This window comes from Rhodoferax sp. GW821-FHT09E07, from assembly GCF_059416145.1.
Window position 1 is genome coordinate 429,185 of record NZ_JBWKOP010000002.1, and the last position, 13,477, is coordinate 442,661.

The window sequence follows — 13,477 nt, forward strand, 5'->3', positions numbered from 1 at the left end:
TATCTCGTATTCTCATCACTCCGCGTAGCAGCCCTTGCTGTCTCGATGATGCTGTCGGTAGCGCATGCTGATGAATATGCAGACGTGTCCCAACTGGTGCGCAATGGCAAACTGGCCGATGCCCTGACCAAGGCCGACCAGTACCTGGCGACCAAGCCGCGCGATCCGCAAATGCGCTTTCTCAAGGGTGTGATTCAGCGCGACTCAGGAAAAACCAGCGACGCCATCGCCACGTTCACCCGCCTGACCGAGGACTACCCGGAGCTGCCCGAGCCCTACAACAATCTGGCCGTGCTGTACGCCGGCCAAAGTCAGTTCGACAAGGCGCGCACAGCGCTGGAAATGGCCATCCGCACCAACCCTAGCTACACCACAGCCCATGAAAATCTGGGTGATGTGTATGCCAAATTGGCCAGCCAGGCGTACGGCAAGGCCTTGCAGTTGGATGCCTCCAACACGGCCGTGGCCCCCAAGCTTGCGCTTATTCGAGAGCTGTTCAACCCAGTCGCCAAGGGCCAACGCCCCACGGCCGCACCCACGCTGCCAACTCCGGCGCCCCTACCAACGCAGCCCAACGCGACACCCGTTGCCGCCGCACCTGCGGTCAAGCCACCTCCCACACTTCCCGCACAGGCCCCCGCCAAGCCGCCTCCCACATTGGCCACGGCACCTGCGCCCTCGGCCACGGTGGCGGCTGTCACGCCGCCCCCTGCAGCCACGCCCGCGGCAACGCCGGTTGCACCTGCAGTCACGCCCGCACCAACACCCACTCCTGCTCCCGTGACGCCCCCTGCCCATGCAACCAGCAACGGGAACAAGGAAGTTGAGGCAGCGGTTCGTGCATGGGCCCATGCCTGGGCCTCCAAGGATGTCAAAAGCTACCTGGCTTCTTATGGCAGGGAGTTTGACCCACCAGGCAACGCCAGCCGTGGTGCTTGGGAGGAAGAACGTCGCCAGCGCATCACCAGCAAATCCAAGATCAGTGTGAAACTGGAAAACCTGAATATTTCCGTGAATGGCAACAAAGCGGTTGCCAAGTTTCGCCAAGACTACAAGGCCAACGAGCTGGCAGTCTCCAGCCGCAAGGCGCTGGATTTGGTGAAGTCCGGTGAGCGCTGGGTCATTGTGCGGGAGTCGGTGGTCAACTGAGTCACAGCGACTGCAGTTTGTGTTCACCATGCTTTGCACTCCTCCGATCTTGCGCAACGTCCCGTATTTTTCTTTGCAGACCACCCTGCGTGCCGCAGCAGTGTTGCTGGCTATATGCCTGGGTAGCAACTTTGCGTTTGCCGCCAAACGCACGGTTAAGCACAGCGCCGCGCCCGCCCCGGTGGTGCAGCAGGTGCCAGACTCCGACGGCGTGGCTGAAGCCCGGTTGATCGAGGTCTACACACTGATCGGCAAGGGCCAAAACCGGGAGGCGCTGGCCAAAGCCGAACGCCTTGCGCAAGACCTTCCCCATTTCCAACTCGCCCAGTTGGTCTATGGCGACCTGTTGGTCGCGCGCACCCGCCCGCTGACCATGGTGGGCGATGTACCCGAAGCCATGGCGCGCGAAGCCTCTGGGACGCTGGGAGAGCTGCGCGAAGAATCGCTGCGCCGCGTGCGGGCCCTCAAAGAACGCCCCACGGCGGGCATGGTGCCGACCCAATTCCTGCAGCTCTCCCAGCGCACCAAGCACGCCATAGCGGTGGACGCCTCGCGCTCGCGCTTGTACCTGTTTGAAAACACCTCCTCGGGTCTGAATCTGATTGCGGATTACTACATCTCGGTGGGCAAAGCTGGTACATCCAAAACAACGGAAGGCGACCAGCGTACGCCTTTGGGCATCTACTACATCACCAGCAATCTGGACCGCAAGTCGCTCAAAGAGTTTTATGGCTCTGGCGCGCTGCCCATCAATTACCCCAACATTCTGGACACCAAACGCGGCAAGACCGGTGGCGGCATTTGGCTGCATGGCACGCCACCCAACCAGTTCTCACGCCCGCCGCTGGCCACCGATGGCTGTGTGGTTCTGGCCAATCCTGACCTCGACCACATCATCCGAACGGTGGAGGTACGCTCCACCCCGGTAGTCATTGCCCCCCAGCTGCAATGGGTGTCACCCAACAGCTCGCGCGGCGAAGCCAAACCTTTTGAAGACGCCCTGCTCGCCTGGCGCAATGCCAAAACGTCCGGAGATATCAACCAGGTGCTGTCGTTCTACACCTCCGACTTTTCCAGCAATGGCAAATCGCTGGCGCAATGGACACCGACCCTGCGCTCCGAGATGGACAAGATGCAAGGGCGCACCATCCAGCTCAAGGACGTGTCCTACCTGCGTTGGACCGACAGCGCCGACACCATGGTGGCGACTTTCGGCGAAGTGGCCGATGGGGTGCGCGTGGGCTGGACCAAGCGCCAGTACTGGATACGCCAAGGCAACCATTGGAAAATCTTCTTTGAAGGAGTCTTGTAGTGGGACTGTTCACCTCTGTGCAGGTACCGGCACGCCGCATGCTCCTGGCGCTGTTGGCCATGCTGGCCCTGCCCGTGATGGCTAGTGCCGACGAACTTCCACGCGTGAAATTCCAGACGTCCGCCGGTGATTTCGTGGTCGAGTTGTACGCCGACAAGGCTCCCAAGACCGTAGAAAACTTTTTGCAGTACGTCAAGGATAAGCACTACAACGGTACGATTTTTCACCGCGTCATTCCCAACTTTATGGTGCAGGGCGGCGGCTACGACACCAAGTACAACGAGCGTCCTACCCGCGCGCCCGTGGTCCATGAAGGCCGTGATGCATTGGCCAAAGGCGGCCCGCGCAATGTGGTGGGCACGCTGGCCATGGCACGCACCAACGACCCGCAGTCCGCCACAGCGCAATTCTTCATCAATGTGCAGGACAATGCGTTCCTGGACCCGGTGCTGATTCCACCGGGCGACCCGGTTCCCCGTTTTGAATACCAGGGCCAGGTGTACAAAGACACCCCCCGCGCAGCACTGCTGAACTCGCCCCAGTTGTTCGGCTACACCGTGTTTGGCAAAGTCATCAGCGGCATGGACGTAGTCATGAAAATCAAGGCGACGCCTACGGGCGCAGGCGGACCTTTCCGCAGCGACGTTCCCCAAACCCCCATCATCATCAACTCCGCCACAGTGGCGAAATAAACCATGAGCAATCCCCAAGTCGAACTCCACATCGCAGGCTACGGCGTCATCACGCTGGAACTGGACGCGGACAAAGCCCCCAAGTCCACCGCCAACTTCTTGGCCTATGTGAACAAGGGCCACTACAACAACACCATCTTCCACCGCGTCATCCCCGGCTTCATGGTGCAAGGCGGCGGCATGGAACCTGGCATGGCCCAGAAATCCACCGATGCCCCCATTGAGAACGAAGCTAACAACGGACTGAAGAACAATGTCTACACCGTGGCCATGGCGCGCACGGGCGACCCGCATTCCGCCACCGCCCAATTCTTCATCAACGTGGCTGACAATGGTTTCCTGAACCACACTGCCCCCTCTACCCAGGGCTGGGGCTACGCCGTGTTTGGCAAAGTGGTGGCCGGCACTGACGTGGTGGACAAGATCAAGGCCGTGAAAACAGGCCGCAAGGGCTTTCATGACGACGTGCCCAAGGAAGACGTCATCATCGAAAAAGCCGTTGCCCTTTAAACCGCAGGTGCCATGGGATGGATCTGCACGCACCATCCCACTGGCAGCGCATCGACTTCATTTCTGACCTGCACCTGCAGGCCTGTGAACCGCAGACCTTCGAGGCCTGGCGCCAGTATCTGGGCCAGACCTCGGCGGATGCGGTTTTTATTTTGGGTGACCTGTTTGAGGTCTGGGTGGGCGACGATGTGCTGACACAGCGCAGCAGCTTTGAGGCCGAATGCAGCCGCGTGCTCCAGCAAACGGCGCAGCGCCTGCCCATCTACCTCATGCACGGCAACCGTGACTTCCTCATGGGTGATAGCCTGATGCAGGCATGCGGCGCCACCCTGCTCTCTGACCCTACGGTTCTCCAGTTTGGTCCTACGCGCTGGCTACTTAGCCATGGCGACGCGTTGTGCCTAGACGACACCGACTACCAGGCCTTCCGCACCCAGGTGCGCAGCCCGGAATGGCAACGCACTTTCCTGAGCCAACCTCTGGCCACGCGGCAAGACATTGCCCGCAGCCTGCGCAACCAGAGCGAAGCCAAAAAACGCGTGGACACCGAATACGCCGATGTGGATACAGCCGCTGCACTGCAATGGTTGGCGGCCTGGAATGCGCCGCACCTGCTGCATGGCCACACCCACAAACCCGGCTTTCACACGCTGGATGCAGTGCATGACCGTACGGTGCTCAGTGACTGGGATTTGGGTGCCCTGCCACCGCGCGCCGAGGTTCTGCGCCTGTCATTGAACTCTCAGACTGAAATGGGCGTACACGTCAACCGCCTGCCACCCGACAGCCCCGAGATCAGTTCACCCAAGCTTGCGGATTGACCTCGTCAATCTGCCAGGGGTCCAGGAACTGCTGGGCGTAGCGCAGGTAGACCTGCTCTTGCACAAAGATGTCGAACAGGTCAGGATCGATATGGCCCCCGACACGGAACTTGTGCATGATGCCCATGGCCTGTGACAGCTTCATGCCCTGTTTGTAGGGGCGGTCTCGCGCGGTCAACGCTTCAAAAATGTCGGCAATGCCCATCACGCGGGCCTGCACCGACATCTGCTCACGCGTCAGTCCCTTGGGATAGCCCTTCCCGTCCATGCGCTCATGGTGGCCGCCGGCATACTCCGGCACATTCTTGAGGTGCTTGGGCCAGGGCAACTGCTCCAGCATCTTGATGGTGGCGACGATGTGGTAGTTGATGATGTCGCGCTCACCCGCCGTCAGGGTACCGGCACGGATTGTCAGATTCTCGATTTCTTCTGCCGTCAGGAATTCGGACTCCACGCCATCGGTGTTGCGCCACATGGTGCTGGTGCCAATCTGGCGTACACGCTCGATGTCGGCGTCTTTCATAAATTCGCCGCCCTGGTTGGCCTTGCGCAAGAACTCTCGGTCTTCGTCCAGGGCCTCGATGGCCGCGCGGGCGCCGGCCATGATGTCGGCCTCGGCTTGGGTGTCGCGCGCATCCCGCAGCGCCAGCTGTTCGCGCAGCGCTGCAATTTCCAGGTCGCGCTTGAGCACTTCAAAGCGCGTGTCAACCAGTTGCATGCGGTCAAACAGGGTTTGCAGCTTGGTGGCTTTGTCTACCACGTGGACGGGCGTGGTGACCTTGCCGCAGTCGTGCAACAGCCCTGCAATCTTGAGCTCGTAGCGGTCGCGGTCGTCCATCGTGAAGTCTGCCAGCGGTCCGCCCTGCGTGGCATTCACCGCCTCGGCCAGCATCATGGTCAGCGCTGGCACGCGCTGGCAGTGGCCCCCGGTGTAGTGTGATTTCTCGTCAATGGCCAGGTTGATAAGGCTGATGAAGGACTCGAACAGGGCCTCCAACTGCGTCATCAGGTTGCGGTTGGTGATGGCAATGGCAGCCTGCGAGGCCAGAGATTCGGCCAAGCTCTGGTCGGCGCTGGAGAACGACACCACAGCCCCCGTCTCGGGATGCTTGGCGTTGATGAGCTGCAGCACACCAATCACATCGCCCTCGTGGTCCTTCATGGGCACCGCCAGGAAGGACTGCGAGCGGTAACCCGTGCGTTCATCGAACTGGCGGGTACCGGAGAAGTCGAAGTTGGCCTCGGTGTAGGCGTCCGCAATATTGACGGTCTGGTTGTGCAGCGCCGCATAGGCGGCGACCAGCGAGTCGTTGTGCCTGCCCTCGGCATCGTGCAGTGGCAGATTGGGAAAGTTGATGGGATTGCCCGAGGTGCCGCCCATCGCAATGTGCAGGGAATCGGTGCGCAAGATCTCAAACCGCAGCGCCTGCTGGTCATCGGTCACGCGGTACAGCGTACCGCCGTCAGCATGGGTGATGGTCTTGGCCGCAACCAGAATGCTCTCCAGCAAGCGCGTGATGTCGCGCTCTTTGGACAGGGCCGTCCCGATGGCATTGAGTTGTTCCAGCCTGCGCAGCAGGTCGTCCACTGAGTCCACAGTTTCCCCCTTGGTCAAAACGCCCTCCGGCCCGGACACAAGCATTGTTCCACGCCGCTTAGCGCTTGAGTAATACTTTCAATGCATTCTGCAAACGGCGTGCGTCCGCAGCGTTGAACTCACCGGCCAGCACCGCAGCCGTGTCCTGACCCCAGGTTTGGGCGGGGGCCGGGTCGTTGCGACGGGTCAGCAGCTGCAGTTGCAAGCCGCGGCGGGCGTCCAGATGCTCGGCGGGCGTGGGCACCTCGGCGGCCATTTCCAAGCGCAGCAAGGACTGGGCGGCCTGGGGCTTGGCACCGCCCTCCACCGCCTTTACCCACACGGGGCGGTTTTGGGCTGCAGCGCGGCTGCCCAGCTCCTGGGCGGGGGGCAGCAGGCTGGCATCGCGCTTTTCCCAAGCGGTCAGCAGCTGGGTCAGCGCTTCGCCGTGGGCTTGGGCGGCCAGTTTTTTCAGGGCCAGTTGGGCATGCTCCATTGCATCGCGCTGGGCACGGAACGCGGTATCGCCCAGGCGCGGGGCGGCGGGGCCACGGTCTCCACGATCGCCCCGGTCATCACGGCGTGGGCCGCGGTCACCCCATGGGGCCGCGCCATCACGACCACCCCGACCGGCACCCGCATCCTTGCGGTCACCCCATTTGCCACCCCGACCGCCGGGGGCGGCAGGCGCTTCTTTCTTCATGCCCGGGCGGTCATCTCCGCGCACGGCCACTACGGGCTTGGGTGCAGGCTTGACCGGTGCAGCAGGAGCCGCGGGCGCTTCTGTTTGGCCGGAATCCACGGCGGGGTCTCCACCTACATCCGCTATCGAATCAGGAGCTACTGGCGCAGACTCCACGGGGGCTAGAAGCACATTTTGTGCATCAGCCTCAGCGGCGGCAGACTGGGCTGCTTTCTCTTGAGCACCGGCGGCGCTGACCTCGGCCTGCGCTTGGGCTTGGCCTTGCAACGCGGCCTCCAGCGCAGCAACAGATGCGCGGATGACCTGCGCATCGCCAGAGGCATTGGCAGCTTCCAGGGCCTTGGCAGCGTCCAGCACCACGCGGTCACGTGCGCCCAGCGCGGTTTCGGCCTTTTGGCGTTCGGTGGTCTTGCGGTTGAAGGCGTCGTCAATGGGTTTGCGGAAGGCATCCCACAGCTTTTGTTCCTGGCGGCGGTCAATAGGCACCGCGTGGGCCTGCGCCTGCCAGCGCTGCTGCAAGGCCTTGACCGCGTCGATGCGCAGCACGGGTGCATCGCCCAGCAACTTGGCCTCTTCGATCATGGCGTGGCGCGCGGTCAGGCTTTGGGCCTGCAGAGCCTCCAGCGGCGCCGCGGCGTTGGCAATGGCGGCTTTCCACAGCGGCTGCAGCTCGGCAAACACCTTTTCGCCCACGTGGCCGCCTTCGCGCCAGCGGTCACCGAACTGGTGCAGGATGCGGTTGAAGCCCTTCCAGTCGTCGTCCAGCGCGGTGCGGTTGGCTTCGGCCCAGGCATTGACCTCGGCAATCAGCGCCAGGCGCTGGGCCTTGTGCTCGGCAGATTCGGCCTTGACCTTCTCCAGCCAGCCTTCGACCACCTTGTAGGCCTCGTTGCAGGCTTCGTCAAAACGCTTCCACAGCGCGTGGTTAGGCACACCGCCCTGGTCGGTTTGCTTCCACTGGTCGCGCAGGGCGCGCAGGGTTTCCTGCATCTTGCGTCCGCCAATGGCCTGGCCTTCGGGGCGCTTGAGCAGGCCTTCGGCCTTGGTGACCAGCTCTTCGCGGATCTGGTCGGCGCGCCAGCGCTGCCAGCCTTCCAGTTCACCGGCTGCGGCCAGCGCAGCGTGGGCCTGGCTTTCCAGCTTGTTGTCGATGACTTTGCCAAATTCCTTGAGCGCGTTGCGCAGGGCGTTGGCCGCGCCAGCGCTGGCCTTGCCGTGGCCTTCGGCCACTTCCTGCTCCAACGTGGTCAGTGCGGCACGCACGGCAGCGGAGGCCTGGGCGCGCAGTTCGGGGTCGACCTTAGGCTTGGACTGCTTGGGCGGCGCCTCGGCGGGCACGCCGCGTGCGGCGCGCAGCTCATCAGCCCACACGGGTACGGGTGGCAGCGGCGCGCTGGCGTCAGCCGCCGCGGCGACCGTCAGGCTCAGAGCGGCCTGGAAGGCATCCCACACCACCAGCAGCTGCGCGCGCGACGCGTCCAGCAGCGGCGGGAATTTCAGGTCCACGCTGACCCAGCTGGCATGCGCCACCAGGGCTGCAGCTTGGGATTGCCAGTGCTCCACATCGGCGCGCAGGGCGTCCAGCGCGGCTTGGGCATCACCCCAGGGCTTGGTGGACAGTACTTCAATGCGCTGGGCCAGCAGCACGGCGGCTTCACGCTGCACTTGAACCTGGTGCTGGAGGTCTTCAATGCCGCGCACGCGCTCGGCCAATTGGGTCTTCAAGGTGGCCAGTGGCTCCTTGCTCAAGGGCGCGCCAGCCTTGGCGGCGTCGCGCTGCCAAGCCAGGGCGTCGGCAATATTGAGCTTGGCGGTGTCGATCAGCGCCTGGGCACGGGCGGCCCACTCGGCGGCCAGCGCCTCTTGGCCCTTGGAACGGCGGGCTTCGTCTATCTTCTCGCGCACCAGCTTGGCGGCGCCCTTGTCCTTGATACTGAGCTCCTTGAAGACTTCCGAGAGCTGCTCGGACCCGGGGTTGCCCAGCAGCCACTCCCGGATGCGGGAGGCCCGCTCGCCCGATGTGGCTGCGCTGAAGGCGCCTCCGGTCAGGCTGTCGAGGTGGGCAATATCAGAGTGTTTGGCAGAGGTGGGCGACGTCACAGTGGGCTCGGGAATAGGTTGAATGCAAATGCGCAACCGGTTATTTTCGCCGCGAAATGAAGCACCGGCCGATGTTTTTGATATGCCCGGCCCACGGTGCGGCCCACTACCTCTATCCCGATCTCTGTCATCAAGGAAATTTTGGCTCTAACCCCCGTATTTATTAGACATTCCGCTATCAAATACATAGCACCACATACGAACACATCTGTAGGATTGTGGTTGAATTTGCACTATCTATATAGATAGGCGCGCAAGTCCCCCAGAAAGCCTCCCGCAAAAGCAAGAAAGCCCGACACCAGTCTTCACAGACAGGTGCCGGGCTCGATGGCTGACCACAGGCCCATGCCATCAGGGGTTGCTGCGAGGGAGTATGGCGTCCCAAGCAGACTAGAAGCAATGGATTGCCTCCTTTGAAGTTACCGGGGCCGCTTTATCACGGTGCCTTCAGCACGGACTGGCTACTGCCGGTAATTCGTCTGCAACTGCAGACCAGCCCACTCTAGTCACCCCAAGAACGGGATGCAAATCGATCTTTCAATGGGCTTGGAGGAGCCGATTGGACGGATTGAGGCCGCAACTCTATTTGCCCGCGTTGTGCACGTTTTACCTCCGGAAACACCTTCTTCAAACCGTCATAAATATAAAGAATTGATTTGTTATTGTTGACTATGTATATAAAAGCCCCCTAGAATCCGCCCATTCCAAGTTTTGACTAGGGATAACCCGCCCCGCTGCCGAACCCGGCATATTCAAATCGCTGCACATGTCGAGACGACGCCGCAGGATATTGATAGCGTACCAACCCAAACGAGGTGTCCGAGCCGCCCCGCTGTATCGCAGCGCCAAGGCCCAGGCCCCCGCCTAAGAAGGAAGAGCTATGACAGCGACTCAACAATTCACCAAGGGCCTGCGCATCGTTGCGACAGACATTGCCCAAGGTTTCTTCGAAATCACACACAACGGTTTTGCCCTGCTGGGTTTGGCCGTCATGTTTGCCGTCATCACCCTGACGGCAAAACCCGAAATCCGCCAAGCTGGTGAAGTCCAACTCATGGGCTGGCTGCAGACCCGCCACGTCGCCGAAACCGGCATGGCCACCGAACCCGAAGCAGTGGACCGCGCAACGGCTACCAACCCGCAAGGGCTGCCTAAGCAGCAAGCGGCAGTGGCTTTCTGGCTCAGCCGCAAATACGGCATTGCCCCGGAACCACTGAGCGCCCTGGTTGCTGAGGCCTACGAAACCGGCCAACGTGCCAAGATGGACCCGACACTGATTCTGGCCGTTATGGCCATTGAATCGGGCTTCAACCCCTTCGCCCAAAGCCATGTGGGCGCCCAAGGCCTGATGCAAGTCATGACCAAGGTACACAGCGACAAGTACGAAAGCTTTGGGGGCAAGCTGGCCGCATTTGATCCCGTGTCCAACCTGCGCGTGGGTGTCAAGGTGCTGCAGGAATGCATCGCCCGCGCCGGTTCCGTGGAGGGTGGCCTGAAGTTCTATGTGGGCGCAGCCAACATGGAAGAAGACGGCGGCTACAGCGCCAAGGTGCTGGCAGAGCATGCCCGTCTGCAGCTGGTAGCCTCCGGTCGTGCCGTGCCGATGGCATCCCCGATGCCCGTACCCGTGAAATTGCAGCCCCCCACAACGGCAACGCCCACCACCGTGGAAAACGTGGCCACTATCGCCAATTCCTGAGCTGACTCGGGTAAACTCCTTTCTGCACGCGACTGGCGATAGGCGCCTGATCCCTCCGGATCATCGGCGCTGACGTGGGACACCACTGGGAAGCGTGCCGCAACCCTTTTCGGGATTGTGTTCAGCCGTTCGCCTGGGCAGCCCTGTGTCTTTTTGACCCACAGGCCATTTGTCTTTTAGGACTGCCATGTACGACCGCAACATCCTCGTAGAACAAGCTGACCCCGAACTGTGGGCCGCCATCCAGGCCGAGAACGCCCGCCAGGAACACCACATCGAGCTGATCGCCAGCGAAAACTATGCCTCCCCGGCCGTCATGGCCGCCCAGGGCAGCCAGCTGACCAACAAGTACGCCGAAGGCTACCCCGGCCGCCGCTACTACGGTGGCTGTGAGCATGTGGATGTTGCCGAGCAACTGGCCATCGACCGCATCAAGCAAATCTTCGGCGCCGAAGCCGCCAACGTGCAGCCCCACTGCGGCGCATCCGCCAACGAAGCCGTCTTCCTCGCCTTCCTGAAGCCCGGCGACACCATCATGGGCATGAGCCTCGCCGAAGGCGGCCACCTGACCCACGGCATGGCCCTCAACATGAGCGGCAAGTGGTTCAACGTTGTCTCTTACGGCCTCAACGCCAAGGAAGAGATCGACTACGACGCGATGGAGCGCAAGGCCCATGAAACCAAACCCAAGCTGATCATCGCTGGCGCTTCTGCCTACTCCCTGGCCATCGACTTTGAACGCTTCGCCAAGGTTGCCAAGAACGTCGGTGCCATCTTCATGGTCGACATGGCCCACTACGCCGGCCTGATCGCCGCTGGTGTGTACCCCAACCCCGTGCCCCACGCCGACGTGGTGACCTCCACCACCCACAAGAGCCTGCGCGGCCCCCGTGGTGGCATCATCCTGATGAAAGCCGAGCACGAAAAGGCCATCAACAGCGCCATCTTCCCCGGCCTGCAAGGCGGCCCGCTGATGCATGTGATCGCAGCCAAGGCCGTGGCTTTCAAGGAAGCACTAAGCCCCGAGTTCAAGATTTACCAGCAGCAAGTGGCCCGCAACGCCAAGATCGTGGCCGAAACGCTGACCGCACGCGGCCTGCGCATCGTCAGCGGCGGCACCGACAGCCATGTCATGTTGGTGGACCTGCGTTCCAAGGGCATCACCGGCAAGGAAGCCGAGGCCGTTCTGGGCGCAGCCCACATGACGATCAACAAGAACGCCATCCCCAACGACCCCGAAAAGCCCATGGTCACCAGCGGTATCCGTGTCGGCACACCCGCCATGACCACCCGCGGCTTCAAGGACGAGGAAGCCCGCGCCACGGCCAACCTGATTGCCGACGTGCTGGACAACCCGCGCGACGAGGCCAACATCGCCGCCGTGCGCGCCAAGGTGCACGCCCTGACCTCGCGCTTCCCGGTCTACAAGTAAGTCAGGCCAACCCTCGATGAAGTGCCCGTTCTGCAGTCATTCGGAAACCCAGGTGGTGGAGACCCGGATTTCTGAGGACGGGGACTTCATTCGCCGCCGCCGCCAGTGCGGATCGTGCGAAAAGCGCTTCACCACCTATGAGCGCCCGGACGTCAACTTCCCGGCCATCGTCAAGAAAGACGGTCGCCGCATCGAGTTTGAACGCGCCAAACTGCTCGCCTCCATGAACCTGGCCCTGCGCAAACGGCCCGTGAGCACCGAGCAAATCGACAGCGCCATCGAGCGCATCGAAGAAAAACTCCTCAACCTGGGCCTGCGCGAAGTCCAGTCCACCCGCATCGGCGAGCTCGTCATGCGCGAACTCAAGAAGCTCGACAAAGTGGCATATGTACGCTTTGCCAGCGTTTATCGGAGTTTTGAGGATATTGATGAGTTTAAGACGTTGGTGGATGAGGTGAGTCGGTAACCCATTCATTCAATTAGCTGCAAGATGCCTCCCTACTCGGATCGCAGATGCGGGGGCGCCCTGAAAGGCTCACAACGATACGCCTCTCCCGTCCACCCTCCGTAGCTAAAAAAGACAAACTACTGTTCATTGCACCAACGTAGCCAGGGCATGAATATGAAAAACCGGCGGGTGAGTATGCAAAAAAAGGACTGGTATGCGCGAAGGCATTATTAGTGTTGGCTGCTCCCACCACCACAAAATTACCAATACTCGGCGTTTTTCCAAAAACACTGCCTTGTGGAGTGCAACTGTTATTAACAGCAGTTATGTACCACCCACTCGCCCAACTTACTCCATCGGTAGGAAAAACCGCCATATTCGAGCCTTGGCGCAACGCCTCTGCTCTTGCTTGCATCAGCGAAACCAACAGTTCACTACTTGCATTACTAAGCTGTTGATTAATTATGAAAATTCGATAGGATGGAATAGCCAAGGAAGTCAACAATGCCAAAATGGCCAAAGTGACCACCAATTCAATTAATGTAAAACCCTTCGCTAGACGGTATGTGTACATAATGGCTCAGTTGGTCCAGCATTTTGTCTGATCTGTTCCACTACAACCACGGGTTCCATCGCTTTGAAGCGTGATATTACCAACTACCGGATCTGCTCGCACAAAAGTTCCAGTCACTGTAACGCAAGCATTCAATGCCGACCCCGAACAAACAGCAGCAGAGAGCGTGCATGCACTTGATGATAAAGAGTCTCCGGAAAATTGCTTCATAGGGACATTTGTCGCCGAACTAGTAAATGCAAGATATGTGTTCTGCGCCGTGTAATAGCGCTCCTGCTGCTGCATAACCTGCAGAATCCCAGCACGACATTCTGTACGCTTACTCCGCAAAACGTAGCTCTGATACGACGGAAACGCAACAGAAGCAAGCAGTCCAACAATGGCAACAGCTACCATTAATTCGATCAGAGAAAAACCTCTTATTTTTGGCATATATAAAGTCCAATTGAGAAACTATGGAA

The 13,477-nt window shown here is 60.7% G+C and carries 12 protein-coding genes and 1 riboswitch; of the genes, 8 read left to right on the forward strand and 4 right to left on the reverse strand.

The genetic code is table 11. The annotated features are described in order from the left end of the window. Positions 1-45: 45 nt before the first annotated feature. From AC07OE_RS05190 to AC07OE_RS05210, 5 genes are all read left to right on the forward strand, one after another. Positions 46-1,149, forward strand: coding sequence for a YybH family protein (locus AC07OE_RS05190; RefSeq protein WP_495069495.1), 1,104 nt, complete (start codon positions 46-48; stop codon positions 1,147-1,149). A gap of 73 nt (positions 1,150-1,222) precedes the next feature. Next, positions 1,223-2,461, forward strand: coding sequence for a L,D-transpeptidase family protein (locus AC07OE_RS05195; protein ID WP_495069496.1), 1,239 nt, complete (start codon positions 1,223-1,225; stop codon positions 2,459-2,461). A 59-nt stretch (positions 2,462-2,520) separates the two neighbouring features. Then, the gene (locus AC07OE_RS05200) at positions 2,521-3,153 is read left to right on the forward strand and encodes a peptidylprolyl isomerase (protein ID WP_495069608.1); all 633 of its coding nucleotides are present in this window, start codon (positions 2,521-2,523) and stop codon (positions 3,151-3,153) included. A gap of 3 nt (positions 3,154-3,156) precedes the next feature. Then, entirely contained in the window at positions 3,157-3,663 is a 507-nt protein-coding gene (locus AC07OE_RS05205) for a peptidylprolyl isomerase (protein ID WP_495069497.1), read from the forward strand. A 17-nt stretch (positions 3,664-3,680) separates the two neighbouring features. Then, positions 3,681-4,484 carry a UDP-2,3-diacylglucosamine diphosphatase gene (locus AC07OE_RS05210; RefSeq protein ID WP_495069498.1) on the forward strand — a complete coding sequence of 268 codons (804 nt, stop codon included), beginning with the start codon at positions 3,681-3,683 and terminating at the stop codon, positions 4,482-4,484. On the opposite strand, the gene AC07OE_RS05215 is transcribed toward AC07OE_RS05210, so the two are convergent. Together AC07OE_RS05215 and AC07OE_RS05220 are read right to left on the reverse strand one after the other, a co-directional pair. Next, positions 4,459-6,081 carry an HD domain-containing phosphohydrolase gene (locus AC07OE_RS05215; protein ID WP_495069499.1) on the reverse strand — a complete coding sequence of 541 codons (1,623 nt, stop codon included), beginning with the start codon at positions 6,079-6,081 and terminating at the stop codon, positions 4,459-4,461. The genes AC07OE_RS05210 and AC07OE_RS05215 overlap by 26 nt on opposite strands. Before the next feature lie 58 nt (positions 6,082-6,139). Beyond that, positions 6,140-8,863, reverse strand: a complete 2,724-nt coding sequence (locus tag AC07OE_RS05220) for a DUF349 domain-containing protein (RefSeq protein WP_495069500.1) — start codon at positions 8,861-8,863, stop codon at positions 6,140-6,142. An 880-nt stretch (positions 8,864-9,743) separates the two neighbouring features. On the opposite strand from AC07OE_RS05220, the gene AC07OE_RS05225 reads away from it, so the two are divergent. From AC07OE_RS05225 to nrdR, 3 genes are all read left to right on the forward strand, one after another. Then, positions 9,744-10,562, forward strand: a complete 819-nt coding sequence (locus AC07OE_RS05225; protein WP_495069501.1) for a lytic transglycosylase domain-containing protein — start codon at positions 9,744-9,746, stop codon at positions 10,560-10,562. Between the two features lie 18 nt (positions 10,563-10,580). Next, a riboswitch (ZMP/ZTP riboswitch) is annotated at positions 10,581-10,708 on the forward strand. A gap of 41 nt (positions 10,709-10,749) precedes the next feature. Then, positions 10,750-11,994: a serine hydroxymethyltransferase gene (gene glyA / locus AC07OE_RS05230; RefSeq protein ID WP_495069502.1), complete on the forward strand. Its 1,245-nt coding sequence runs from the start codon at positions 10,750-10,752 to the stop codon at positions 11,992-11,994. A gap of 16 nt (positions 11,995-12,010) precedes the next feature. After that, a complete protein-coding gene (nrdR, locus tag AC07OE_RS05235) occupies positions 12,011-12,460 on the forward strand; it encodes a transcriptional regulator NrdR (RefSeq protein WP_310345709.1) in 450 nt (149 codons plus the stop codon). Between the two features lie 13 nt (positions 12,461-12,473). Here the strand turns inward: nrdR and AC07OE_RS05240 are convergent, their stop codons facing one another. Continuing rightward, positions 12,474-13,016, reverse strand: a complete 543-nt coding sequence (locus AC07OE_RS05240) for a GspH/FimT family pseudopilin (RefSeq protein ID WP_495069503.1) — start codon at positions 13,014-13,016, stop codon at positions 12,474-12,476. A 6-nt stretch (positions 13,017-13,022) separates the two neighbouring features. Next, a complete protein-coding gene (locus AC07OE_RS05245; protein WP_495069504.1) occupies positions 13,023-13,448 on the reverse strand; it encodes a type IV pilin protein in 426 nt (141 codons plus the stop codon). Between the last annotated feature and the right edge of the window lie 29 nt (positions 13,449-13,477).